Here is a 26,992-nt window from a genome sequence, read left to right as displayed (position 1 = left end):
AATGAAGCAGGTATGGCTACGCGGTATAACAATGTGTATGCATCTCTGGGTGCTATCATTGCTGTTTTCCTGTGCGGGAAAACCCTCATCTGTTGCCCCGGATAACAGGGAGGCTGTTGTAGTGTTTGCCCCGGACCGCGTTTATAAATCGCTGCGCATTCCGGCATTGGTTTGTACAAAACAAGGCTCGTTGCTGGCTTTTTGTGAAGGGCGGATCGGAACGGCCAGCGACTGGGCCGATATGAACCTGCTGATGCGCAGGAGTACAGACGAAGGAAAGACCTGGAGCTCCATCCATGTGATTGACTCCTTTAAAGGCGGGCCGGTTGGTAACCCGGTTCCCATTGTTGATAAAAACGGTATCATTCACCTGCTGTACCAAAAGGATTATAAAGAGGGATTTTACACGTATTCGGCCGATGACGGAAAAACGTGGGCGCACCCGGTGAATATTACCCAGACATATGAGCTGTTTAAACCGGAGTATAACTGGAAGGTGCTGGCGCCCGGACCGGGGCACGGCATCCAGCTTTCCAACGGCCGTTTGCTAAGTGCCGTATGGCTGGCCAACTCCAATAAGCTGGTGCCCAGGAGAAGCCATGCGCCCTCCTGTGTGACTACCATTTACAGCGATGACGGGGGCCGCAGCTGGAAAAGAGGGGCGATTATTGCCGACAGCTCTGCTGCGATCGTGAATCCGAATGAGAGCATGCCGGTGGAACTGTCGGACGGTTCGGTGCTGATGAGCATCCGGAACCCTTCCAAAAACCTGAGGCGGGCGTTCAGCAGGAGCGCTTCGGGTATCGATGGCTGGTCTGCCGTGCAGTTTGCAGAAGAACTGTTTGATCCTACCTGTATGGCACCGATTGCCACATTACCAGTCACAGGCCGGCAGGGTTTACGGCCGCTATTGTTCATCAACCCCGATAGCCGGGATATCGGGAAGCATCCCCGGAGGAACCTGTCGGCCCGTATCTCTTTTGATGAAGGCCGTACATGGCCGGTGCATAAGGTTATCGATGCAGGCCCCTGCGGTTATAGCGATGTAGCCGTGGGTAAGGACGGATCGGTTTATTGTCTTTACGAATCCGGGAAAAAAGACCGGGATTTTAATTATACCCTGGTATTAAAAAAATTAAAGAACAATTGGTTATTGAAAAAATAGAAGATGAAAATAAACGGAATCATTGCAGCAACCTTCAGCGCGCTTCATGCAGACGGAAGTCTGAACCTGGAGCTGGTGCCGGCGCTTGTAGAAAAGCTGATCGCAGATGGAGTAAAGGGCGTATTTATTTGTGGTACTAACGGGGAGGGACCCAACCTTACAGTAGAGGAACGGATGCAGGTGGCGGAAGCATATATCAGTGCCGTGCGGAAGCGGATACTGGTTTTTGTGCATGTGGGGCATACGTCCATAGCGGAATCAAAAAAACTGGCCAGGCATGCTGCCGTTGCGGGGGCAGATGTGATCTCTTCTGTGGCCGGTTTTTATTTTAAACCTTCCGGAACGGAGAACCTGGTAGACTGTATGGCGGAGATCGCTACTTCGGCGCCGGGACTTCCTTTTTATTATTATCACATACCGGCGCTTACCGGCATCCAGGTAGATATGATCCGTTTCCTGGAGCTGGCGGAAGATCGGATCCCCAATCTTGCAGGTATCAAGTATACCGCCTCCACGCTGCACGAGTACCAGGCATGTCTTAACTACAGGGAAGGAAAATATGATGTGCTTTTCGGGTATGATGAGCTGTTGTTGCCGGCGCTCGCCATCGGGGCCAGGGGCGCTATAGGAAGTACCTATACCTTTGCCGCACCACTGTATGTTGCGATCATAAAGGCGTTTGAAGAAGGCGCTATAGAAAAGGCGAGGAGCCTGCAGCTATTGGCCAATAATATGATCTCCTGTCTGCCAAAGTATGGGCCCATCCCGGCACAGAAAGCCATTCTTGCACTGATGGGGTATGAACTGGGGCCCTGCCGCCTGCCCCTGGCAGCCTTAGCGGAAGCGCAGAAAAATGAGATAAAACGGTTCCTGGAATCGTTTAATTTTTTTGAGAAGCTGAAGAACTGTGTATACGACGTACAGTAAATTTGAGTGGTTGATATTGTCTGGTTGGATGGGATTTCCCTTCACCTGTCCGGTTCTGTCCTTCCCGGTCCGCCAGGTTGAGGCGGGCCGGGATTTTATCGCGGATGAATGTAAACGGATCCGTGAATAGCTGCGCCGGTCAGCGGGAAGACCAGGCTTTCAGGAGCCATTCAATTAAAGTCTAAATAAGTTCATTGTTAACACAACCCCCATGAAGTCGTTGCTATTTATACTGGGTCTTTTTTTTACGATACCGGATCTGCTTTTTGCACAGGAGCCTGCGCTGACCATTAAGGCACTGGCACCCCTGCCGGACAGCACAGGCTTTGCCGGTGCTTTTGCCGGTACAATCGACGGGCAGCTTATTGTAGCCGGGGGAAGTAATTTTCCCGGGGGCGGTGCCCCGTGGAAGGGATCGCAGAAGGTATGGTATGACCAGGTGTTTTTGCTGGCCAATGAAAAAGGACGCTGGAAAAAACTGGGTTCCTTACCCCGGCCGCTCGGATATGGGGTGTCCATTTCTGTTCCGGAAGGGCTGATCTGTATCGGGGGCAGCAATGCGAACGGACATTATGCAGATGTGTTCTTATTGCAGCTGGTAAAAGGGCGGTTACAGGTTACTTCACTGCCATCGCTTCCGGTTCCGCTGGCCAATACCTGCGGAGCCCTTGTGGGTGAGGTGATCTATGTGGCAGGGGGCATTACTGCACCCGACGCACCTGTAACGGAAAAGGCGTTTTACGCCATGGATATCAGCAAGGGGCTTCAAAAAGCCCGTTGGACAAAGCTACCCGCATGGCCGGGGCCTTCGCGGATGCTGGGGGTGGCCGCGGCTACAGATCGGGCGTTCTACCTGTTTAGCGGGGCCGGGCTGGTGGCGGGTAAGCGGATCTATCTGAAAGATGCTTATCGCTTTGATGCATCCGGCGGCTGGAAACAGATAGCCGGGCTTCCGGCCCCTGTAGCAGCCGCACCAGGTCCGCTGATGTATAAGAACGGACAGTTCTTTTTGCTGGGAGGCGATGATGGCATGCTGGCTGGAAAGGATCTGCGCCTGGCCCACCCGGGATTTTCAAAAAAGATGATCCGTTATGATACGGCAAAAGACTGCTGGTCCGTACCGGAAAATATAACGGGCCCCGGGAACGGCTTCCTGGTTCCGGTTACCACCCCGCTGGTGCAATGGAAGCAACAGTGGATCCTGCCCGGTGGCGAGATCCGGCCGGGCATCAGAACCCCAAAGGTATATGCCATTTCTTCAGATACCGGTGTCAGAAAATAATACAATTGCCAGATGAAAGAAAAAAAATATTATAAATGGGTTGTTGTTGCCTTGTTATGGGTGGTCGCCCTGCTCAACTATCTCGACCGGCAGATGCTTTCTACCATGCGGCCCTCCATGCAGATCGATATTACGGAGCTGGAGAGCGCCGCTACCTTTGGTCACCTGATGGCGATCTTTCTCTGGATCTATGGCCTGATGTCGCCCGTATCGGGACTTATTGCCGACCGGCTGAACCGGAAGTGGCTGATAGCGGGCAGCCTATTTGTATGGTCGGGCGTTACATTGCTGATGGGCTATGCTACCTCCTTTAACCAGCTGTATGGATTGCGGGCCATTATGGGTGTGAGCGAAGCGCTGTATATACCGGCGGCCCTATCGCTGATTGCCGACTATCATTCTTCAAAAACACGGTCCCTGGCAGTGGGGATCCATATGATCGGGCTGTATGCCGGCCAGGCATTTGGCGGTTTTGGTGCTACGGTTGCCCAAACCTATTCATGGCAGGCTACCTTTCATGTGTTTGGGATCGTTGGTGTTATTTATGCGGTTGTACTGATCCTGTTCTTAAGAGAACACCGGCCGGAAGCCCCGGCAAAAACAGCAGCCCCGTCCGCTTTCAAAGGATTTAGAATACTGTTCGCTAATTTTTCTTTCTGGGTATTGCTCTTGTATTTTACCGTGCCCAGTATACCGGGCTGGGCCGTGAAGAACTGGCTGCCCACACTTTTCTCCGATCACCTCGGTATGGAAATGAGCACGGCAGGCCCCATTGCTACCATTACCATTGCAGTTGCTTCGCTGATCGGAGTGGTTACCGGAGGCTTATTATCCGACCGCTGGGTACAAAAAAGCCTGAAAGGGCGGGTGTATACCAGTGCATTCGGTGTGCTGCTTACGATCCCGGCCCTGCTGCTGCTGGGTTATGGGCATACCTTATTCCTGCTTTTTTGTGGCGCATTTTGTTTCGGCTTTGGCTTTGGCATGTTTGATGCCAACAATATGCCCATTCTCTGCCAGCTGGTGGCGCCCCGTTACCGGGCTACCGCCTATGGTCTTATGAACATGACCAGTGTATTTTTCGGCGCATGGATCACAGATCTTTTAGGAAGATCGGTTGATGCCGGGCATTTGACCCGCGACTTTACCGTGCTGGCCATTATCGTTTTTGTGGCGGTGCTCCTGCAGCTGGTGCTGTTAAATCCCAAAACCGTTGACTACAAGAACGAGGCCTGACCCGCGCTATGCGGCAGGCAGAATAAAAACCGCAAATACATAAGTAGATGCATTATTTTTAGTGTCTGTATATATGCATGCATGCAACATCCCTTCATTTCCTGTTCCTGCAGATAAGCCAGGGACATAAGGAAGCCTTTGATCAGCTTTTTTACCGTTATTATGAACGGCTGGTAGATTTTGCCATGCAGTATGTAAAACAGCCGGAGCCGGCAGAAGAGCTGGTATCATCCCTGTTTGTGAACATCTGGCGAAAAAGGGACCAGCTTGCAGCGGTCCGGTCTCCGCAGGTATATCTTTTTGTGGCTACCCGGAACGGCTGTCTCAATTACCTGCGGCGGCCTGCAAAACAGGCACAACCACTGCCGCATCATCCGGAATCTTTGAGCCGGGATACTGGTAATACCCTGGATACAGAATATAAAGAGCTGGAAGCCATCGTGCGGATCGCCGTGGAAAAATTGCCGGAGCAGCGAAGAGTGATTTTCCGGCTTATTAAGGAGGAGGGAATGAAGGCGAAGGACGTTGCTGCTATCCTGTCCCTTTCTGTAAGAACCGTCGAAAATCAACTCTATAAGGCCCTGAAAAGCCTGGCTGCGGCCGTAAGCGGGTACCTGGGATATCATCCGCAGGGAAAGCCGTTGAAAGGAAAGACCTTCCTGTTATTTTTTTGAGGCGATGAGTATACGGGCTGTTTTTTTTGTCTTATAAAATAGAGCATAAATGATATGAACAGGGAACAATTTTTAGCCTTGTTATCAAAGAAGATGAGAAATGAACTTTCACCGGGGGATCGGGAAGCGTTCGAAGAGGGTATGAAAGAGAACAGGGAATACCGGCAACTTTATGAGGCGATCGCCGTCGCTGATGATCGCCACCCGGCGGTGAAACCCGGTATGGAAGGGCGGCTTTCTGCCATCTGGAAACGTATCGGGGCCGACGAACCGATCGTACCGCAGCAAAAGCGGTGGCTGCCGCTTCCGTTGTTGAGGACGGCTGCTGTTTTGTTACTGGCTGCCGGGCTGATCGTTTTTATACGCTATACGAATAAACAGGTAAAGGAGGATCGGATGCTGACATTAAGTACGACAAATAAGAAATTGTATACGACATTGCCGGATGGTACACAGGTAACCCTGAACTATCATTCCACTCTGGAATATAATACCGGTTTTGGGGAAGAAAAGCGCAAGATCGTGCTGCAGGGCGAAGCCTTTTTTGATGTGGCAGAGAACCGGAAAATACCGCTGCAGGTGCTGGCCGGGCCCCTTATGGTAGAAGTAAAAGGCACTGCTTTTGGTGTGAATGCCTATAAAGATAACCCCGATATCAGCGTGATATTGCTGCGCGGATCGGTAGAAGTATCAAGAAGGGGCAGTCTTACCGATAAAGTGCTGCTGAAACCCCGGCAGTGGTTACGGGTGCCTAATAGCGCGGGGGGCATGGTGCAGTTTAGTGTAGATTCGGTAAGCCGGGAGCAGGAACAGCAAATGCATTGGAAAGATGATTCGCTGGTTTTCAGAAAAGAATCATTGCAACAGATCGTTTTGAAGCTTGAGAAAAAATATGGTGTAACCATCGAAATAAAAACAGCGGCATTGAAAGAAAAGCGGTTTAGCGGCGTATTTGTTAATGAAAGCCTGGCCGCGGGACTGGAAGCATTGCGGATGGCATATCCGTTCAGCTATAAGATCGAAGAAAAAAAAGTAACCATACAGTGATCTGCAGGCCGCGTTGTAACAATTTGCAAAAGGAGGCGTATAACAGATATGTAAACGTCATGAAATTGGCAGGGAGTCGCTTTTTTATTTTTATAATGATGGTATGGTGCGCATCGGCGCATGCTCAAAACAGGAAGATCTCTGTTGTCGCACGGGATCAGCCGCTTAAAACAGTGTTAGATCAGTTGCAGCAGTTAAGCGGATACAAAATGATCTACAGCGACGAAGTGGTCTTGGATTCAATGAAGGCTTCCGTTCAGGCGCGCCGGCTGCCGGTATCGGAGATCCTGAACCGCATTCTTGTTCCCAACGGACTATTCTATACCAGTCAGCCGGGTAATCTTATTATTATCGGAAGTGCGGCGATCCGGGAGCAACGTCGGAACGAACAGCAGGACCTGAGGACGATGGAGGGGCTGGTCATCAACGCGGAGCAGAAGCCGGTGCCTTATGCTTCGGTAACCCTGATCAATGACGGTGTGATGCTCTCGGGAACTGCCGGAGGGGATGATGGCCGGTTCCGGATGCATTACCCGTTTGAGCCTGGTAAAGAATACCGGGTGCAGGTGTCCTCGGTTGGTTACCGGCCGGTTCTCGTTACGATCGTATTCTCAGACACACTGCGGTTGAAACCGGTCCTGTTGGAGAAAGATAAAAGCACCATGAACAACGTAACTGTTGCGGCCTCCAGGCCATTGGTGGAGAGAAAAGCCGATCGCTATATCGTTAATGTTGAAGGCACGCCGCTGGCGGACGGAAATAACGCGCTGGAAGTATTGCAAAAGGCACCCGGTATATGGGTAGATCCCAACGGGGGAATCAGGATCCAGGGGAACGGACCGGTAACGGTCATGATCAATGACGTGGTGCAGCGCATGGCTGCCTCCGACCTGGCAGAATACCTGCGAACCATCCGCTCCGAGAACATTAAAAAGATTGAAGTGATCGCCAATCCGCCGGCTGAATATGAGGCATCGGGTACCGGCGGCATCGTGCATATTGTGCTGAAAAAAGCAAGGGACGAAGGCTTTACAGGGCAGGGTACGGCGGTATATAAACAGCAGAAAGGAAAACCGTACCTGTCTGCCGGTATTTCGGCGCAATATAAGATAAAGCGTTTGTATCTTTTTGGAAACGGTTCCCTGTCAAAAGAGGAACAGGTATACTATGCACGAACGATCAATACCTATCAGGATAACCGCTCCTATGATGGCATTACGGACCGGGTGAACAATAACCGGCAGACCAGCTACCAGGCGGGGATGGCCTATGATATTTCTGATCAACAATCCCTGAGCTTCCAGGCGGGTACAACGGTTATAAACCTTTTACGGAATTTTAAAACAGGTATTACATTAAATGATGGTGCGGGGGATGTTGTAACCGGGGCCTCGGTTACCGACTGGAGCCGTAAGCCCGGACTTACAACCGCTACGTTAAACTACAGTTACCGGATGGATACCCTGGGCTCGGTATTTAAGATCCTTGCGGATTATGTGAACGGGGGAAAGGAAGAAAATATGCAGGTGGCCTCCCGCTATACGGATCCGTTGATGGATACGCTTTACAGGAACAGTTATCCCAGCAACACAGGGATCTACAGCGGTCAGGCCGACTATCTCAAATACCTGACCACACGCACTAAGTTACAGGCGGGTGCAAAATATGTAACCGCCCGGAGGGATAATACCACCACTACCGAATATTTTGCAAACAATGGATGGTTGATCAACCAGGACGCCAGTAACCGGTTTGTATATGATGAGAACCTGCTGATGGGCTACACGGCTATGGAAACATCCGTAAAACATACCAGTGTTAAACTGGGGCTGCGGGCAGAGGAAACCTATATGAAGGGCAACAATGTTACCTCGGAGCAACAATTTACCCGGAGGTACCTGAACCTGTTTCCTTCGGTGTTTTTATTACAGCAGCTCAATGATAAACCGGTTCCGGCTTCCCTGTCCTTTAGCTATAGCCGGCGGATCCGCCGGCCGCAGTTCAGCGACCTGAACCCCTTCCGGCTCCGCATTGGTGATTATTCTGTTGTGGTGGGTAACCCGGACCTGCTACCGGAATATTCCGATAACTATAAGCTGGGCTATAATTTCTGGAAAGGATATATGTTCAACCTGCAATACCAGCGTACCAATAATATCATTGCAGAGTTTGCTGCCCCCCAGGACAACGGAGTGATCGAATACCAGACGCGTAATTTTAAATACCGTACCTCGTATGGGGGCTCCGTATATGCCCCGGTGAAGATCAGCAAATGGTGGACGGCTAATATCTACTCCGGTCTTTTTCACACTGCCTATGCTATTGGTGATTTTCAGCTGGCTCAAACTGCGTTTTACCTGAATAGTTACCAGGCATTCACCCTCAAGAAGAATTTTGACATTAACTTGTCTACCGTATACAGCTCTCCGTACATTTCCGGCAACACCCGCAACGCTTCGATGTTTATTACAGACCTCTCCTTTGGCAAAAAGTTACTTGATAACAAACTGCGCCTGCGGCTGAATCTGACCGACCTGTTCAACACCTTCCGCGAAAAATCATTAACGACCTATGATGGTGTCCGGATCGACTTTTATCAGAAACGCCCGACCCGTACGGTGGGTGTTTCTGTAAGCTACCTGCTGAACGCCGGAAAGAAGATCAGGGATAAGAAAGTAGAACAGAGCGCAGAGGAGGAAAAAAGCCGGATCTGATCCGGAATTGCGGCCGCTGCATCGGAGGAATTTTGAATGATAGGGCTTATCTTAGTAGCCGGAATTATGACAGGCAGATCGATCATTATAATGGGCGTATCCGGCAGTGGTAAGACCACGGTTGGCAAAGCGGTGGCTGAAATGTGCGGGTGCCGGTTTATTGATGGGGACGACCTGCATCCCGTTGCCAATATCGAAAAAATGCGCTCCGGTACGCCCTTAACGGACGAAGATCGCCGGGGCTGGCTCTCACGTATCCACCAGGAAATGACGGAACTGAATGCGGCAGGTATCTCCGTGGTGGTGGCCTGTTCTGCCCTCAGGCAGCGATACCGGGAGGTGTTACGGAACGGCGTCGATATTTTGTTTTTGTATCTGAAAGGAGATCCCCGCCAGGTGGGTGCATTACTCGGTGCAAGACAGGGACATTTTATGCCGGCGGGATTGCTGCAGAGCCAGTTTGAAGCCCTGGAAGAGCCTGCGGAAACAGAAACGGATTGTATTACTGTTCCCATAACGGATCTTCCCGGGGAGCTGGAGCAGATCCGGACCCTGTTGATACAGCACGGATTTTAGCGGTCCCGGATCTGCTCCATTTGTCACAATAACCGTATTTTCGGTATCTGTAAATACTTGCCATGGCCCTGTTGATCCTGATACTTGGAATCCTGTTGCTGTTGCTGCTGATCACAGCCGCAAAGCTCAATGCCTTTATCTCCCTTATTGTGGTGGCGCTCCTTATTGGTTTGGGAAACGGAATGGAACCGATGCAGCTGGTTACGGCTGTTAACAAAGGTATCGGTGACACACTGGGGTCGTTGATCCTTGTTTTAGGACTGGGAGTGCTCCTGGGAGCGCTGCTCACCGAAACCGGGGCAACACAACAGATCTGCAATGGCCTGATCCGTACATTTGGCCCGGCCCGGGCAAAGATCGCCCTGGCGATAACAGGGTTTGCCGTGGGGCTGGCCCTGTTTTATAATGCGGGATTCATTGTATTGATCCCCCTTGTATTTGTAGTGGCAAAACAAACCGCCCTGCCCCTGGCCTACCTGGCCATTGCCATGGCGGCTCCGCTTTCTATTACACACGGGTTTCTGCCGCCGCACCCCGGTCCAACGGCCATTGCTGTTTTATTTAAGGCTGATCTGGGCAAAACCTTATTGTATGGGTTATGCGTTGCCCTGCCTGCATTGCTCCTGGCTGGTATGATCTTCCCGGAGTTTATAAAAAAAATAAGAACAGCCCCGCCGCCGGGTATCTTTGGCAGTGAGCAGCCCATGGGGCAATCGTTGCCCGGTTTTGGGATCAGTCTGTTCACCGCGCTGATACCGGTATTGCTGATGGCGGCCTCAGCTATAGCTTCCACAGTTGATGATCAGACTGCATCCGGTTTGGTCCGTGTACTGCATTTTGCAGGGGACCCGGGAATGGCCATGCTGATTGCGGTGCTCTGTGCCCTGCTGTTCCTCGGTGTATTCCGCGGAACCTCCATAAAAGTATTAATGGACCGGACCAGCGGGTCCATCAATGCCATTGCTACCATTGTGCTGGTCATAGCCGCCGGGGGCGCGCTTAAGGAAGTGCTCATCCAGAGTAAGACTGCCGATGCTATAACACATTTTTTCCTGGGTACTTCAATGGCTCCTTTATTCCTTGGCTGGCTGGTGGCCACCCTCATCCGTATTGCTGTGGGGTCGGCCACCGTAGCCGGACTTACCGCAGCCGGTATCGTACAACCCCTGATCGCATCCATGCATGTAAAGCCGGAGCTGATGGTACTTTCCATAGGCGCCGGAAGCCTGATGTGCTCGCATGTAAATGATACGGGTTTCTGGATGTTTAAAGAATACCTTGGTCTTTCCATCGGGGACACTTTCCGTACCTGGACGGTGATGGAATCCATTATCGGGATCGCCGGTCTGCTGGGCGTATTACTGCTGAATGTATTGATATAAGTGCCGGCATTGAAGCCCGGAGACGGAATTTTCCGAAAATTAATAAATGTCTTATATACAATTAATTAAACGGATTAAAGCGCTTCCCCCGGGGAATTTGCGCTGTTCAGGTATCCGGGCTGTTGATGAGTCTGTTATATTTGCTTGTTGCTTATGTTTAAAAAGATATACAGGATACTCTTTTTGCTGCTGACGACCAGTGCTGCAGTGGCCCAGCCTCATATAGCCAGGCTGGGTGTGGAGCAGGGTTTGTCGAATGAAACGGTTCGCTCTATCTATCAGGACCGGGATGGCTTTATGTGGTTTGGCACACTGGATGGGCTCAATCGTTTCGACGGGTATGCTTTTAAGATCTATCGCAATAAATTCGGGGATACCACATCATTGCTGAGTGATGTTATCTATGGTATTGCAGAAGACCATCAGGGCAACATCTGGCTTGCCACACGCTTGGGCGTATGCCGGCTGAACCGTTTTAGAGATGATTTTACAACCATTTATTACCGGAAAACGGATCAGGATAAATCCATCCGGCTGGACCGGGACGTTATTAAAACGGTTGTATGCGATGCAAATAACAATGTACTGATCGCTTCCGAGCTGAAGGGGCTCATGATGTGTGAGAAGGCCGGAACAACCGCTATCCAGGTTGCTTTCACCGGCACTTCGGGCGAAAAGACCTGGCAGTATGGAGTGCAGGCCATCTGTTTTGATAAGCATGGAAGAACACTTGTTTTTGTTCAGGGTAAGGGGCTTTGCCTGCTGAACTATAAAAGCCGCACCCTGCAACTGTTAAATAACAGCATTCAGTACGTGAACAGCATGCTGCCGGATGGGGATCGTATCTGGCTGGCCGGTAACGACGGGGTGTATACGTATCATTTAAGCCGCAACCAGGTACAAAAAAGCCTTACCGTTGAAAATGCCCGGTTAAATGCCAACCTGGCCATTGCCCTGGAATCGGATCATAAAAGGAATATCTATGTAGCCACAATGGGAGGTGGTTTGAACGTGTACGATAAGGTAACCGGGCAGGTCCGTTATCTGGTTGCCGGTGATGGCAGGGGCCAGCTTTCAAGCAGCGGCATCTATTCCCTGTTTGTAGACAAAACATCAAGGATCTGGATCGGTACCCGGCGCGGGGGTATTAACATTATCGACCCGGGCCGCGAAAAATTCGTAACGGTCAGTCATGAACCGGGTGATGCGAACAGCCTGTCCGGCAATTTTATTACCTCTGTGTGTGAAGCTCCGGGTGGCGGCCTGCTGGTAGCTACGGAAGATAACGGGCTCAATGTGGTGGACGCAAAAAACAACCGGATCACCTACTATAAGAATAACCCCCGGGATCCTGCATCGTTGTCCGGCAACAATGTCAATAATATCACTATTGATCACCTGGGCAACATCTGGCTGGCGACCTATACCGATGGAATATGCAGGTTCATCCCGGCTGGCCACAGTTTTAAGCGGTATAGGACCGTTAATGAAAAAACCGGTGTTGAAAATAAAGTATTCAATATATTTTATGAAGATGCAGGCAGGACCCTTTGGGCGTCGGCCTTGCGCAGGGGCAATTATTTTGGAGCCCTGTACCGGTACAACCGGCCAAAAGATGTTTTTGAGATCTTTGATGACAGGCTTTCCGACCTGTTTTCGCTGGTGGAAGACAGCCGGGGTGATTTCTGGGGAGGGGGGCTTACGGATCTTGTAAAGATCGACCGGGTCAACCGCCGGCACCAGTATTTTTATATCGGCCAGTTTATACGTACGATCACTGATGACGGAATGGGGCATCTTTGGCTGGGCACGGAAGGTGGAGGGCTGGTATTGTTCGACAGGAAACAGCAGAAGGTCACCGCCCGGTATACGACCTCGGAAGGACTGAGCAACAACAGCATCTTCTCTACCTTGCAGGATGATAAAGGGAACCTCTGGCTGGGGACCTTTAACGGTTTGTCCAGGTTTCGTATTAAGGACCGGACGTTCAGGAATTATTACCGCAGTGATGGCCTGGAAAGTGATCAGTTTCATTTTAATGCAGCAACAAAGCTGCGTTCCGGGGCCTTTGTCTTTGGTGGTATACAGGGGTATAATGTATTTTTTCCGGACAGTATCGGGTTGCCGGCCGGCCATGTTCCGTTACGTTTTACCGGGATCGTGATCGATGGCCGGCCGGTGGAAAGGGTACCGGGGTATATCAGTAAAATGAGCGGAAGCAATATAGCGGCTATTGCGGTGCCCTACAACAATGCCGTTTTTTCATTCAATTTTGCAGCCCTTGAATATGCCGTACCCGACAAGATCTCTTATGCCTATATGATGGATGGTTGGGATAAGGGGTGGAATTATTCGGGCAATGTGCGTACGGCTACCTATACCCATTTACGGGAGGGGAACTATGTTTTCCGGGTAAAATGTACTGATAGCAATGGGATCTGGAAAAACGAAATTACGATCCCGGTAAAGGTTTTTCCTCCCTGGTACAGGAGCTGGTGGGCCTACCTGCTGTACGTGGCAGTGATCATTTCGCTTGTTTATTTATACCTGAGGTACCGCGCAAGACAGGCCCAGTTGCAATACGAGGTGGATCTTCAGAAGCTGAATGTTCAGAAGGAAAAGGCGGAACGGGAAAAAGGACTGGCCGAACTGGCCCTGGAAAAAGCAGAGCATGAAAAATATGCAGCAGAACTGGAAACGGAACGTACACAACGCGCGCTGGAGCAATCCGAAAGAGAAACAGAGAAAGCCATTGCCGATCGGGAACGGGAAGTGAATGAACGCAGGGCCTCGTTCTTTACCAGCATCTCGCATGAATTCCGTACACCGCTTACACTGATCATTAACCCGGTTAAAGACATCCTGGAGAAGCGCGACCTGTTACCGGAAAAGGAAGACCGGGAACTGGAGATCGTATACAGGAATGCGCGGCGCATGTTGAGTTTAACCAACCAGTTACTGTTATTCAGACGCGAGGAAAGCGGGCTGGATACGGTATACCCGGCAAAGCTGGACCTTGTGGCGCTTTGTAAGGATGTATATTTATGCTTTGTACAGCAGGCCCAGGCAAAGAATATTCAATACCATTTTTATTGTGACCCAAAGGTGATCACGATCTATGGGGATAAAGATAAACTGGAGATCATTTTTTACAACTTGCTGTCCAATGCGCTCAAGTATGCGCCCCATAGCGGAGAAGTAGTGCTGGAGCTTCTTGATGAAGAAAATGCGGTATCCATCCGGATATCCGATAACGGGCCGGGTATATCGCCGGAAGCGACGGATAAGATATTTGAAAAATTCTACCAGGCTAAAGAGAGTGGTAAGGAAATAAAGCCGGGCTTTGGCATTGGCCTGTACCTGGCGCGGCAATTTGCGGAAGCGCACCAGGGCCGCATCGGCTACAGCATCAGGAAAGGAGGGGGCGCGCTGTTCCATGTGCACTTATTAAAAGGGAGCGGACATTTTACAAAGGAACAGTTATCGCATAACGTGGTGTCCGGTCAGTCTGTTTTGCATGAAATGGTTCATGGTGCAGAAGAGCAGGCCGGGGAGTTGGTTTCCTCAGTAACAGAACAAACGGGCGCCCTGCTGGCCAGTGATAAACGGTCGATCCTCGTAGTAGATGACGATCCCGCGATCAGGGAGTATTTAAGCCTGGTATTGAATACGGATTACCAGGTTTATGAAGCCCCCGGTGCTGAGGAAGGGATCCGTAAGGCAGAGAACCTGCTACCGGATATTATCATCAGTGACATCATGATGGGGGGATTGAATGGGATCGACCTGTGCAAAGCCATCAAGGAAAACCCGGGTCTGAGCCATATCCCCGTTATTTTATTAACCGGAACCTCCAGTGACGCATTAAAGTTGCAGGGCATCCGGCAGGGGGCGGATGATTATATCATGAAGCCTTTTGATAAAGAACTGCTCTTGGCCAGGGTAAGCACGCTGCTTAAAAACAGGACCAGTCTCCAACAGTACTTTTATAATGCCATCACACTGGATAACCAGGACATAAAGATCCCGGAAAAGTACCGGCAATTCCTCGAAAAATGCATCGAAGTTGTGGAGGAACACCTGGATGATGAGGAGTTCAACAGCAAAAAACTGGCAATGGAGTTGGGAATGAGCTATTCATTGATCACCAAAAGGGTTAAAGCCGTCTCCGGTCAACCGCTCAATAGTTTTATCCGTTTCATCCGTTTGCGGAAGGCGGCGCGCCTGTTTATTGATACCGGCTACAATGTAAATGAAGTGGCCACAACGGTGGGTATTTTTGATGCGCGTTATTTCCGGGAGCAGTTTAGCAAACAGTTTGGAATGAACCCCTCCGCATTTATTAAAAAATACCGGAAGCCCTTTGCCAATAAATATACGGTCAATAAGGATGTATTGGGTAAAGGGGAGGCCTGAGCTCTTGGAACAGGACAACGGCCTGTTGTATCACAATATCTGAGGGAAGAAGATCTCCCGTTCTGTACTGTTATGACCTTGCTACCGGAGACCAACCGATAATTTCAAATACCCGCCGAGCCCGAAAATATCCTGTGTAAGGCTTTTCATTACTTTCTGATTTTTACCACTCCCTGTCCCGCAAGGCGGGATAGATTTATAGCATTTAATGGGGCTTCCCCAGGTTCAACGAGGTCATAAATACAAGTTGAGCAAAGCTATCACCACCCTGAGCATACTAATCAATCTTTGTAAAATGCAATATTCTCCGCAAAATTTTCCGAAACAGGAATCACCGCTTCACCAATCATCACGGTTTTGCTGGTGAATTTGCTTATCTTGTTTTTATTAACAATATAGGCTCTGTGTGCCTGCACAAAAGATTTTCCGGAAAGCTCTTCCGTTATTCTTTTGATGGTTGAACGGGTTTTGTAGATTTTATTATCGGTATGAAACAGCAGGTAATTCCCATCGGATTCGATATAGTTGATTTCATCTATCGGAAGCTCTGTGGTATAATCTCCGTCTTTCACCGGGATTTTGGGGATATGCTTTTTGCCGGATTGCCGGATGGCCACTTCTACCGAAGCAATCATATCCACGTTTTTAAACGGCTTGGTAAGATAAGAATAGGGTGTAGTAGCCACTGCCCGGTTAATCACTTCCGAATTGTCATAAGCCGTTACATAAATAAAAGGAGCCGCATACCTGTCTTTTATTTGCTGCCCCAAGCTGATGCCATCCTGCTCGTCTTCTCCGAGATTGATGTCAAGAATGGCAAGGTTTATCTGTTCTTTTTTCAGGGTTTCGAGGGCTTCTTTCGCATTTTTAGCTTCCAAAACACGATAGCCGTTTTCGATCAGGATTTTTTTTGATAATCGCCTGTTTAAAAAATCGTCTTCTACGAGTAATATTGTTTTCATGTTCGTTTTTGCATATTCAGAAGCTCTAAAGTTCATTTCTCCGAAACTTAGCGTATATTATCTGACAGCACAAAAGTAGAATATCTGTACTTGAATTCAAAAGGCCGCAACGGGTACGGCCTTTTGAATTCAAAGAATGTTTATTAACTTAATCCTTACATTTTCCAGGTAGATGTTGCTGTCCACACAACTTTGCCTGCTGCATTGTAAAGATTTAATTTACCATTGTTTTCAATTACCAGCTTTACCGCTTTTAAATTTTGCGTGTTTGAGTTGAATAATTCTTTTTTCGTTTGGCTGTCAGTTAAAATAAGATTCCCGGCTCCAGTTAATTGTAAACCTGGCTTTCTGGTTGTTCCATTGGTCATAGAGCACCATAATCTATTATTACTTTCATCTAAATGAAATTCCTTCCCGTTTACCATCTGGTAAATGCAAATATTTCCATCATCCCCCACTTTTGCTATGTACTTGCCATTTTGCGAGGTAATTTTACCTCCTACACCAAGTGTTTTTCCGGGTAGTAAAGCATTATTGGCTGCTGGGCCCGAGGTTGGTGCTGGTTTTGGTGCAGGGTTTAATGGTGATTGATGATACTGTTTAACCCCTCTGCTTAGCGTAAGATTATTTAGTGCCGAGGTTCCCATTTGTCCATTTGCAAAATTGAGTGCACTGGGATACGAGGGATTTTTTGTAGGCTCGCTACTCCGGTAATGTTCTTTTTTAAAGTTTCCGATTCCTTTTTTTGCCAGGTTATTGTAGATAGTTATCAACTGTTTGTTATTGGGTAATCTAAAGTCTGCGTACGCCGGGCCAAACTTTTTAGAACTTACAGCATCTGCATAGTTCAATTTAGCTTCTCCAGGCATTACTACCCAGAAATACCCCGTCTTTGGATCCATGTCGAACACAAAACCATTAGGATGGGTGTCTCCAATTTTATATTTATAATTCTGTGCTATAGAAAAAAATGTACCGCATAACAAGACGGATAAGATTGAAAGTTGTCTCCACATTTTCATAATGTATAAAAAATATATTAATGCCTACTCTAATGCATTTTCGGCTTCCTGTTTTATTATGGAACAATGATATAGAGAAGGTTGCCATCCTAAAAATTTCTGGGATAGAATGGCGATTTTAGGGATAGAAATTGCCTAAAACGAAACGGTAAGCTCAAATCCGTTATCACTTTTGGTTTCGGTTACACCGTCTAACTGGTCTATCAGCCCTTTGATAATTTCCTGACCCAGCCCTTTTTCGCTTGGTGCGTTAAAATCAAAACCGCCTCCGTTATCGGAGTAGTATAGTGTATGGCTATTGGAGTCTTTGGTAAGCTCTATGCTGATGATTCCGATATTTTGTTTTTGGAAAGCGTGCTTCATGCTGTTACTGACCAGCTCCACTATTATCAAACCCAAAGGCAGGGCTTTTTCCAAGGAGATTTTTTCTATACTCACATTGACAAACAGGTTCACTTTTTTGTTGTGGCTGTCATAAGAATCTTTGACCAGTTCCGAGAGTTCGGTGACGTACCGTTTCAAATCTACTTCATTCACATTATCGGCAACATTCAGCTTCTTATGGAGCAATGCCATAGAATGGATGCGGTTTTGGTTGCCCCTAATAAGTTCATCAATGTTATTAAAATCAACCGATTCTTTCTGGATTTCGAGAATACTGATGACGTGTTGCAGATTATTTTTTACACGGTGCTGCAATTCGGATAGCAATACCTGTTTCTGATTCAGTGTTTTGGAAAGTTCGGCTAATTGTTTATTGATAACTTTGTTTTTACGGCTGATTTCCCTGTTTTTCCAGAATAATACGACCGAACCGAAAACAATCAAAGCAAGTAACCCGGCGGTTAAAACCATCTGCCGGTTTTTGCTTTTGATAACGGCTTCTTTTTTGTCGTTTTGGTATTGTTCGCTTATTTGCTTTATTTTGGAGTTTTCCATTTTGCTTTGCTCATTGGCATAAACATTATGGAATTTTTCAAAGTAATAATAAGCCGAATCCATTTTGCCTTTTCTCCTGAAAAGGTCGCTTCTTACCTCATAGACTTCGGGATTGATGTACGCATTAGTTCCTCTGAGTACGGAAAATGCAGAGTCGCTGTACTTCATTGCCTCATCTGGCTGATTATGTTTTATTAAAATACGGGAAGCACTTGTCAACTGACTCGCAGCCGAAGCATAGTCCTCTAATTCCAAAAGTTGTTTTGCCGCCATTGACTTGTATTTCACGGCATCTTTGTAGTGGTTTTCAGACAAAAGTCCTCCCAACAGTAGATAAGCATCTCTTATCTCTCTTTTGTTTTGATATTTTTGAGCATATTCCAATCCCCGATAAGCGAAATGCAGGGCAGAATCCCGCTTTTGTACACGAACATAATAGGAAGACATACGAATGCAGTAAACACTGTAAACATTGTCGAGGCTGTATTTTTTGTAGATTTTGTGGGCTTCGTCCAGATATTGTCTGCACAATTTATAATCGCCGCCATTTTCATACATAATCTCTATTATCCAGCAACTGCGGTATATTTTTTCCGGCAATTCGTATTCCTTTGCTTCGTCCAATGCTTTCAGTGCTATTTGGAGGGCTTTATAGTGTTCTCCGTTCAAACTGTAAAGAATGGATTTTTGGAGCATTACATCAATCAGAAAACCTTTGTATTCTTTCGATTTGTATTTTGTTTTCAGTAAATTATACAATTCGTCGGCTTCACGTTCGGCTTGTTCAAAATTGGTATAATATTTATCCATCAAACTGTCTATTCTTTCTATTTTTCTCTTTATATCAGGATTCTGAGCCATTGCAAAATGCCCGAAAAAAAGGAAAAATAAAATTAACAAATAAATACTGTGTTGACTCTTTTTACATAAAGCATAAGGTATTTGATCAATCGGAGGCATATCTGTATGTAAGCAAACGTCTGTAAAACGATAAATTTTTAAGTGATTTATGCAATAGGTAAAATACCATATAGGTTATAAAGAGCATGCAGAACAAACACTAAAAGTAAATTATAAAACAGGTTAAAATTTAAACGCACAAAATATAAATTCATTAGTATCCCAAGCATAAACGCCGTAAAAAAGTGCAAGATATGATACAGATGAGAAAGTGCGAAAAGGATGCTTGAGACTAATATCAGTATCGCCTTATTTTTAATTTTATAACTCACTAAAATATAGTGGGGCATCCAAATTACCGGAGACCAACCGATAATTTCAAATACCCGCCGAGCCCGTTTTGAATAATACGTATTAGTGTTGAAAGACGGATATCACTTGCATTGTTCTCAATTCTTGAAATGTAGGATTTTGTTGTGCCACATTTATGTGCAAGCTGTTCCTGGGTCAGATTCAGTTTCTCCCGCATTTCCTGGATAAGTACGCCCAGTTTAAACGCTTCAAACTCTTGCTCGTAAATCTCTCTTTCTTTGGTACCCTGCTCGCCATATTCTTTATCAAGATGGTCTGCAAAAGAAACGAGGTTATCGTTGTCCTTATTTTTCATTAAAATACTCCCTTTTTATTTTTTAGCCAGGTCAAGTTCACTTTTGGGCGTTTTTTGTGTTTTCTTTTGAAAAGCATTAGCGATCACTATCAATTGTCCTTCGTCAAAAAAAGCAAATGCCCTGTAAATGTTATTTACCATTTCAACGCGTATTTCATACAAACCGTCGGTGCCCGCCATATGCCTGAAATATTTTTTAGGAACCCTATCTATCGTTGCAATGAGCTGAAGCGTCCAGTTAAATTTCTTTTTAACCTCTTCTGTCTGGCAGGCATAAAAATCCAGGAAATAGTCTTTATAATAAAAGATGTTCCGGGTATAGGTTTGCATTATGCCGACAATTACCAGACAAAGTTAGCTAAATAGTGAACATTTTCAAAGATTTCTTTGCCCAATTATTTGTATTGCCTGTGTTCCGGTTATTGCCGGTATCGCATTTTGCCAGCAGCACACTGGCAGGGATAACATAATCGTACTGGCTTCCCGGTTACGGTCAGCGGGGGCATACAGACCGGGAGTATATCATGCTCCGTTTTTTGACCCCGCCTCTATATTTCCCGGGGTTCCTTGTCTCCCAGGCAGTTGTTTTTTAAACAACTTATATTCAATGTATTAATAGATTTTATAGCTCCATATTGAAAATTTACCCACTCTTCAAATGGGTAAAAATGCTGATTTACCCCCCTTTTTTTGACAACCATCCCACCATTTACCCCCCTGCGCAGCATTAGTATTGCACTGTAAATAATTTAATCAATTATTCAATATGAAAGAAATTAAACGATTGCCAAACAGGGCGGGCCTGTTCATGGTCCTTGCCTTCCTTGTTATTTGTCCGCTTATGGGTGGGGCGCAAACCAGGACCGTTACCGGTGTGGTTTTGGATGGCAGCTCCGAAAAGCCGGTTGCCGGTGCATCTGTATTGGTCAAAGGTACAACGACAGGTACCCTTACCAATGCGGAAGGACAGTTCTCGGTCTCGGTGCCCGAAAATGCGTTGCTGCTTATTTCGGCCATCGGTTACCAGGAAACAGAAGTAAGGGCGGATGCGGCTTTAAACCGGCTATTATTGTCTGCAGCTAACAGAGAGCTGGACCAGGTGGTTGTGGTTGGTTATGGAAAGCAAAAAAAGGCAACCCTTACCGGCGCCGTCGAAACCATAAGCGGGAAAGCCTTTGAAAGCCGCGCTGTAACCAATGTAGGCCTCGCATTGCAGGGACAAACCCCCGGATTGCTGGTAACAAGGTCGTCGCCAAGACCGGGAAATGAGGGCATCGCGTTCACCATCAGGGGTGCTACGTCGGTAAATGGCAGCGATCCTTTAATAGTCGTTGACGGGGTACCTATTATGAATTACTATTCTTTCCAGAATATGAACCCCGATGATATTGAAAGTATTTCTATACTCAAAGACGGAGCATCGGCTATCTATGGTTCCCGTGCTTCAAACGGGGTCATATTGGTTACTACCAAACGCGGAAAGGGAAAAGTAAAAGTGGATTATAGTGGAAACTTTCGCTTCACCACCAATGGCATTACCGGTTACTCGCCCTCCATGCAACAATATGCCCGCACATGGATCGAGGCCAACAAAGAGGAAACCACCCCTAACTGGTGGGTTTGGGGCGAAGATAATGTTAAGAAAATGGAACAGGGTGTAGAAGGGCGGTATGACCTGTTTGGCACCGACTTTTACATTTACAATTCAGACAGGATCGCCGAGATGTTTGCCCGCCGTTTTTCCTACCAGCATAATTTAAGCCTGTCGGGCGGTAATGAAAAATCAGGTTACCGGTTATCCCTGGGCTATGCTGATAACCAGGGCAACCTGGCTACTGCTTATGATGGTCAAAAGCAATACAACCTCCGCTTCAATCATGACTATAAGTTATCAGAAAAATTAAAGATCGAAACCGGTATAAGCCTGATCAATGCCGCTACCCGTACGCCATCTGTAGGGCTGGATAATACCTTGTATGCGTTTGATATGCCGTTTTACCCGGCAAAGAACCCGCTGGGGCAGTGGTTTGCCACCTTTAATGGTATCGATGGCGGTGCTATAAGGAACGCAGCGGCTATGACCAGCGATGGCGGGCGTGATAATAAAAATTCCTTAACCGGGCGTATTGATGTAAAAGCCACTTACCAGATCATGAAAGACCTGGCAATAGAAGGGGCCGCTTCTTTGCAAAATGAACGGTTTAATGAGGAAAAATATGTATTGCCTGTGCAGCTTTACAACTGGTACGGTACGCCTACCGGCATCGGCCTGAACACAGGCGGCACCAATAATGTGTACTATGCCTATGCCTGGCAGGGGTATTATCAATATTACTCGGCGCTTTTAAGGTATAATAAAACGTTTAAAGGGCTGCACAACGTAGCGGCTATGGCGGGTATCAATGCCGAGAAGAATACCACCCAGTGGATTTCGGGCAACCGGGTAGGTTTTGACGACCTGGGGATATACGATATCAGTGCAGCCTCTACCACCACACAAACCAATAATGGCTCAAAATCTTTAAATGGCCGTTATTCCTATATTGGAAGGTTTAATTATAACTATGGAGAAAAGTACCTGCTGGAATTAACAGGAAGGAGCGATGGTAACTCACGTTTTGCCAAAGGGTATAAATTTAAAAACTTTGGGTCGGCCCTGCTGGGTTGGGTATTTACAAAAGAGGATTTCTGGCAGGATCTTTCACGGGTCATAAGCTTTGGTAAAATAAGGGCCAGCTATGGTGTGTTGGGTAACGAGGCATCGGGGCTTGGTGCTTTTGATTACTTATCCACCGTAAATATCGGCACCACCATCATTGGTCAGCCAGCTTCACAGCAGCAGTCCACAACCTTAAATAATAGTGGCCTCATCAGCTATACCCGTACCTGGGAGCGGGTAAAAACGCAAAATATAGGTATCGATCTGAATTTTCTCCAAAACCGGTTGACCACCAATTTCGATTATTTTACAAAAGATAATATCGGCATGCTCATAGGGGTAACCTATCCCTCTGTATTGGGTGGTTCGGCGCCTAAAACCAATAGCGGGCGTTTTAATACCAGGGGCTGGGAAGCGGTGATGGCATGGAAAGACCATGTTAAAGATTTCAGCTATAATATATCGGTTAACATGGCGAACACCCGTACACTGGTGACCGGGGTTGAAAATGCAGACGCTTACGGCGCCGGGGTAAACAATATTGTAAACGGCTACCCCTGGAAGCCCTGGTTTGTATATGCAACCGCCGGTTATTTTAAAAACCAGGAAGAAGTAGATGCTTATTACAAGCAGTTTGGGAAAAGCAATGACCTCACCGATAAGCCGCAGTCGAACAAAGCGGTAGCCTTGCGCCCGGGAGATGTTATTAAAGCGGATGTGGCAGGTACCGGCAATATAACATCCAAAGGAAATGAAAAGAGCTCACTGATCTATGTGGGCGATGGAACGCCCCATTACACTTTTGGAGCGAATATAGGAGCATCGTATAAGGGGATCGATTTTAATGCCTTCTTCCAGGGACAATTAAAGCAAAACATCATGCGTAATGGCTATATGGCCTATCCCTTTGCTGCGTTATACACCAATCAAAATCCTAAGTTCCTGGGGAACACCTGGACCGAAGAGCACCAGGATGCGCTTTATCCGCGCTTAACGGTAAATCCCACGCGGGCCGCATGGAACTATGCCAATAATGATTTTATGCTGCAGAATAACCGGTATATCCGTTTAAAAGCGTTGATACTGGGGTATACCCTGCCTCAGCCTTTAACAAGGAAAGTAAAGCTGGACCGGGTAAGACTCTACTTCTCCGGTGAAGATCTGTGGGAAGCTACATCTATAAAGGACGGGTTCGATCCTGAAATGGGCGAAGCCTCTATTAACAGCGGCTATCCCTTTGCCAGGACCTGGTCTTTTGGCCTCAATATCGGATTTTAATTACACCAAAAAAAGCATACAAATGAAACGTTTATATAAATATTTGATCATTGGCAGTATGGGTTTGGGCACCTTGTCCTGCCAGAAACAATTTATAGATCTGGATCCCCCGGCTCAGTTTACCGATGCGGTTTATTTTAAAAAGGCCAGCGATTTTAAGGCGTTTGCCACCGATTTTTATAACCGCCTGCCTGGCTGGAACTTTAATTCAATGGATAATAATACCGACCTGTCGGCAAATAATAAAAGCAATGATTTTGACCTGGGGCATGGAACCATTGCGGCGAGCGGCGTGGGCTGGGATTATGCGGGCATCCGCAGTTTTAATACGCTGCTGGAAAAAGCTGCTGCTTATACTGGTAAGGATATCGGCCAGTATGTGGGGGAAGCGTATTTCTTTCGGGCCTTTGCGTACTTTAATTTGCTGAAAACTTTTGGCGGGGTCCCACTGATAACAACGATGCTTGACATCGATTCGCCTGAATTATACGGCGCCCGGAACAGCCGCTATGAAGTGACGGCGCTGATTTTAGCCGACCTGGACCAGGCCATTTCAAAATTACCTATTGAACAGAATATACCGGCCACCGATAAAGGCAGGGTAAGTCAATGGGCTGCCAAAGCATTTAAAGCGCAGGTGCTGCTTTATGAAGCCACCTGGGAAAAATATGTAGGACAGAAAACTGATGGCGATGGTGTTACCACAGGCGCGGGAACCGCAGGTTATAATGCCTCTAACGTAAATAAATATTTAACAGAGGCCGTTGCTTTAAGCAAAGACGTAATGGATAACGGGGGCTACGAGATCTGGAATAAAAATGCCGATGCGAAGATGGACAGTTTAAGCAGTTTTTATTTATTTAACCTCGAAGATGCGGGCAGCAACCCCGGTGGCTACGATAAATCTACCAATAAGGAATTTATTTTATATAAAACATTCGACTATACCTATAAGCAGGCAAGAATGAACATTTCCTGGACGGCCTGGCAGCTTTACCCCAGCCGGAAGTTTATGGATATGGTGGTTTGTAAAGATGGCCTGCCTCCCGAAAAATCTCCGCTCTTCCAGGGCTATCATACCATTACTTCCGAATTCCAGAACAGGGATCTGCGTATGTTCAATTACCTTTTTGGCGCCAGAACAGCCCCCACAACCGTTACTTTGACCTTCGGGAGCCTGGGTTACAGCGGCTATAACAATAGCAAGTATGCTGTATATGGATATGGCTCGCGAAGAAAAGATAATGAAGAATCTGCCAACTGGCCCATTATCCGGCTGGCAGAAGTGTATTTGACTTACGCCGAAGCGTTGTACGAATTAAACGGAAGCATTACCGATGGGCAGCTAAATGAATCGATCAATAAACTAAGGGCCCGCTCCAACGTAAAACCATTAACCAACGTACTGGCGGGTGCCAATGATTTAAACATGCTTGAGGAAATAAGAAGAGAGCGGGCTGTAGAGCTGTATAGGGAAGGCAAACGATTTGACGACCTGAAACGCTGGGGCATACTGGAGGCTGCTTTAAATCCTTCGCGCCTGGGACGTGTGGTAGGAGGGGGATCTTATGCAACGCCGTTTAAAGATGCTTCGGGCAATGCCACGCCCATCTATGCGCCCAACACCTATGTATACGGGGAAGAAGCTGTGGCTACACCGGCCGGAACTTTAAACTGCGTGGTGGTAGACAGCTATCAGAACCATTCTGTTGCGTTAAAGCATTATTTGTATCCGATAGCTACGGATCAGATCGACCTCAATGAAAAGCTCCTGCAAAACCCCGGCTATTGATTGTAGTACCACTAACTATTACTTAAAAGATAAACTCATGAAACGAAATAAGATTTTAGTACCGGTCATGATCCTGGCCATAGCTATTGGTGCAGCGGTTACCGCCTGTAGTAAACCGGGACTAAGGCATCTTGGTACATGGACGCCCGTTGCGGACAGCAGCGCCCGGCTGGTAATTGATACCCTGGCACCAACGGTTGCACTTAAACATGGTGGCCTTCACACATCCGGGGACTTTGCACGGGTGAAGGCAAAGATCGCTGCCAAAGCCGAGCCCTGGTATTCCGGCTGGAACAGGCTTATCGCCAATTCCCACGCACAGGTGTCTTATGTGGCTAACCCAACGGTAAAACTCATCCGGGGTGGCGGTTCAAGAGAAGAACCGGAAGCAGATAACTATTCGCGTGCCATGAACGATGCCGCTGCGGCCTACCAGCTTGCATTAAGATGGAAAATAAGCGGTGATGATACGTATGCGGCAACGGCTATTGCCATATTAAACGCCTGGGCGGTAACCTGTAAATCTATCAACGGCGATTCCAATTCGGCGCTGGCCGCAGGCTTTTACGGCTACCAGTTTGCCCTCGCAGGTGAGTTGTTGAGAGACTATAACGGGTGGGCTGCTGCCGATTTTACAGCGTATAAAAAATGGATGACAGATGTATTCTACTCATTAAATTATAATTTTTTGAGTACTCATTTTGGCAGCTGCGTTACAAATGCGTATGCCAACTGGGACCTGGCAAACCTCGCTTCCGTCCTGTCCATCGCCATATTAACCGATAACAGGTCTATGTATAACTATGCCGTCAGTTACCTGCAAACAGGCCGGGGCAATGGTAACTGGTATCTTGCCATTAACAATGTTTTTGAGGGTGCAGATGCGGGTCTGGCGCAGCTCCAGGAAAGCGGCCGCGATCAGGGCCACGCCACATTATGTATCTCTTTAATGGGGGTTATAGCCCAGCTGACCTGGAACCAGGGGGATGACTTTTTTGGTCTGGATGATAACCGCTTTTTAAAAGCATGTGAGTACACTGCCAAATATAACGTAGCTTCTTTAAATGTCCCTTATCGCTCCTATACCCGTATATATGGCGCTAACTGCGGTTCTACGGAAGTGCATTCGGTGATCAGCGACAATGGCCGTGGCACCGTGAGGCCCATGTGGTCCCTTCCTTATTTTCATTATGTGAAAATAAAAAAGCTTACGGCAAAGTACAGCGAGATGGGAGTGCAATCGACCTTGCCCGAAGGCGGTGGTGGTGATTATGGCCCTAACAGCGGTGGTTTTGATCAGCTGGGATTTGGAACATTAATGTTCACACTTGACTAAGGATAGATCATTTAATAA

Annotated in this window: 19 protein-coding genes; 13 read left to right on the top strand and 6 right to left on the bottom strand. The window is 47.4% G+C overall.

Annotated features, from left to right (window positions below; translation table 11 throughout):
* Position 1: 1 nt before the first annotated feature.
* From BLS44_RS12660 to BLS44_RS12615, 10 genes are all read left to right on the top strand, one after another.
* Positions 2-1,165, top strand: coding sequence for a sialidase family protein (locus BLS44_RS12660; protein ID WP_090390448.1), 1,164 nt, complete (start codon positions 2-4; stop codon positions 1,163-1,165).
* Between the two features lie 3 nt (positions 1,166-1,168).
* Complete coding sequence (locus BLS44_RS12655) at positions 1,169-2,092, top strand: dihydrodipicolinate synthase family protein (RefSeq protein WP_090390447.1); 924 nt, start codon at positions 1,169-1,171, stop codon at positions 2,090-2,092.
* 211 nt (positions 2,093-2,303) lie between these two features.
* Positions 2,304-3,374, top strand: coding sequence for a galactose oxidase (locus BLS44_RS12650; RefSeq protein WP_245729203.1), 1,071 nt, complete (start codon positions 2,304-2,306; stop codon positions 3,372-3,374).
* A 12-nt stretch (positions 3,375-3,386) separates the two neighbouring features.
* On the top strand, positions 3,387-4,610 hold the full coding sequence (locus BLS44_RS12645) for an MFS transporter (protein WP_090390446.1): 1,224 nt from the start codon (positions 3,387-3,389) through the stop codon (positions 4,608-4,610).
* 77 nt (positions 4,611-4,687) lie between these two features.
* The gene (locus BLS44_RS12640) at positions 4,688-5,284 is read left to right on the top strand and encodes an RNA polymerase sigma-70 factor (RefSeq protein ID WP_090390445.1); all 597 of its coding nucleotides are present in this window, start codon (positions 4,688-4,690) and stop codon (positions 5,282-5,284) included.
* Between the two features lie 54 nt (positions 5,285-5,338).
* Positions 5,339-6,331, top strand: a complete 993-nt coding sequence (locus tag BLS44_RS12635) for a FecR family protein (RefSeq protein ID WP_090390444.1) — start codon at positions 5,339-5,341, stop codon at positions 6,329-6,331.
* 59 nt (positions 6,332-6,390) lie between these two features.
* Positions 6,391-9,045, top strand: coding sequence for a TonB-dependent receptor domain-containing protein (locus tag BLS44_RS12630; protein ID WP_090390443.1), 2,655 nt, complete (start codon positions 6,391-6,393; stop codon positions 9,043-9,045).
* A gap of 66 nt (positions 9,046-9,111) precedes the next feature.
* Entirely contained in the window at positions 9,112-9,621 is a 510-nt protein-coding gene (locus BLS44_RS12625; RefSeq protein WP_090390442.1) for a gluconokinase, read from the top strand.
* A gap of 62 nt (positions 9,622-9,683) precedes the next feature.
* The gene (locus BLS44_RS12620) at positions 9,684-11,003 is read left to right on the top strand and encodes a gluconate:H+ symporter (protein WP_090390441.1); all 1,320 of its coding nucleotides are present in this window, start codon (positions 9,684-9,686) and stop codon (positions 11,001-11,003) included.
* A 153-nt stretch (positions 11,004-11,156) separates the two neighbouring features.
* Entirely contained in the window at positions 11,157-15,419 is a 4,263-nt protein-coding gene (locus tag BLS44_RS12615; protein ID WP_090390440.1) for a two-component regulator propeller domain-containing protein, read from the top strand.
* A gap of 281 nt (positions 15,420-15,700) precedes the next feature.
* Here BLS44_RS12615 and BLS44_RS12610 read toward each other — a convergent pair whose 3' ends face one another.
* From BLS44_RS12610 to BLS44_RS12585, 6 genes are all read right to left on the bottom strand, one after another.
* Complete coding sequence (locus tag BLS44_RS12610) at positions 15,701-16,381, bottom strand: LytR/AlgR family response regulator transcription factor (protein ID WP_090390613.1); 681 nt, start codon at positions 16,379-16,381, stop codon at positions 15,701-15,703.
* 155 nt (positions 16,382-16,536) lie between these two features.
* A complete protein-coding gene (locus BLS44_RS12605) occupies positions 16,537-17,403 on the bottom strand; it encodes a hypothetical protein (protein ID WP_143019756.1) in 867 nt (288 codons plus the stop codon).
* Positions 17,404-17,538: 135 nt separating this feature from the next.
* A complete protein-coding gene (locus BLS44_RS12600; RefSeq protein WP_090390438.1) occupies positions 17,539-19,302 on the bottom strand; it encodes a tetratricopeptide repeat-containing sensor histidine kinase in 1,764 nt (587 codons plus the stop codon).
* 47 nt (positions 19,303-19,349) lie between these two features.
* Positions 19,350-19,592, bottom strand: a complete 243-nt coding sequence (locus tag BLS44_RS27150) for a CPBP family glutamic-type intramembrane protease (protein WP_090390437.1) — start codon at positions 19,590-19,592, stop codon at positions 19,350-19,352.
* Between the two features lie 5 nt (positions 19,593-19,597).
* Positions 19,598-19,909, bottom strand: a complete 312-nt coding sequence (locus BLS44_RS12590; protein ID WP_090390436.1) for a helix-turn-helix domain-containing protein — start codon at positions 19,907-19,909, stop codon at positions 19,598-19,600.
* Between the two features lie 15 nt (positions 19,910-19,924).
* Positions 19,925-20,239: a type II toxin-antitoxin system RelE/ParE family toxin gene (locus tag BLS44_RS12585; RefSeq protein WP_090390435.1), complete on the bottom strand. Its 315-nt coding sequence runs from the start codon at positions 20,237-20,239 to the stop codon at positions 19,925-19,927.
* 436 nt (positions 20,240-20,675) lie between these two features.
* On the opposite strand from BLS44_RS12585, the gene BLS44_RS12575 reads away from it, so the two are divergent.
* From BLS44_RS12575 to BLS44_RS12565, 3 genes are read left to right on the top strand one after another with little or no spacing between them, the layout of a single operon-like run.
* Positions 20,676-23,846, top strand: a complete 3,171-nt coding sequence (locus BLS44_RS12575; RefSeq protein ID WP_090390433.1) for a SusC/RagA family TonB-linked outer membrane protein — start codon at positions 20,676-20,678, stop codon at positions 23,844-23,846.
* A gap of 22 nt (positions 23,847-23,868) precedes the next feature.
* The gene (locus BLS44_RS12570; protein ID WP_090390432.1) at positions 23,869-25,638 is read left to right on the top strand and encodes a RagB/SusD family nutrient uptake outer membrane protein; all 1,770 of its coding nucleotides are present in this window, start codon (positions 23,869-23,871) and stop codon (positions 25,636-25,638) included.
* A gap of 37 nt (positions 25,639-25,675) precedes the next feature.
* Complete coding sequence (locus BLS44_RS12565; protein WP_090390612.1) at positions 25,676-26,974, top strand: alginate lyase family protein; 1,299 nt, start codon at positions 25,676-25,678, stop codon at positions 26,972-26,974.
* The last annotated feature ends 18 nt before the right edge of the window (positions 26,975-26,992 follow it).

This window comes from Niabella drilacis (genome assembly GCF_900101395.1).
GTDB classification, from domain to species: Bacteria; Bacteroidota; Bacteroidia; order Chitinophagales; family Chitinophagaceae; genus Niabella; species Niabella drilacis.
This window is presented reverse-complemented; position numbering and strand designations above follow the sequence as displayed.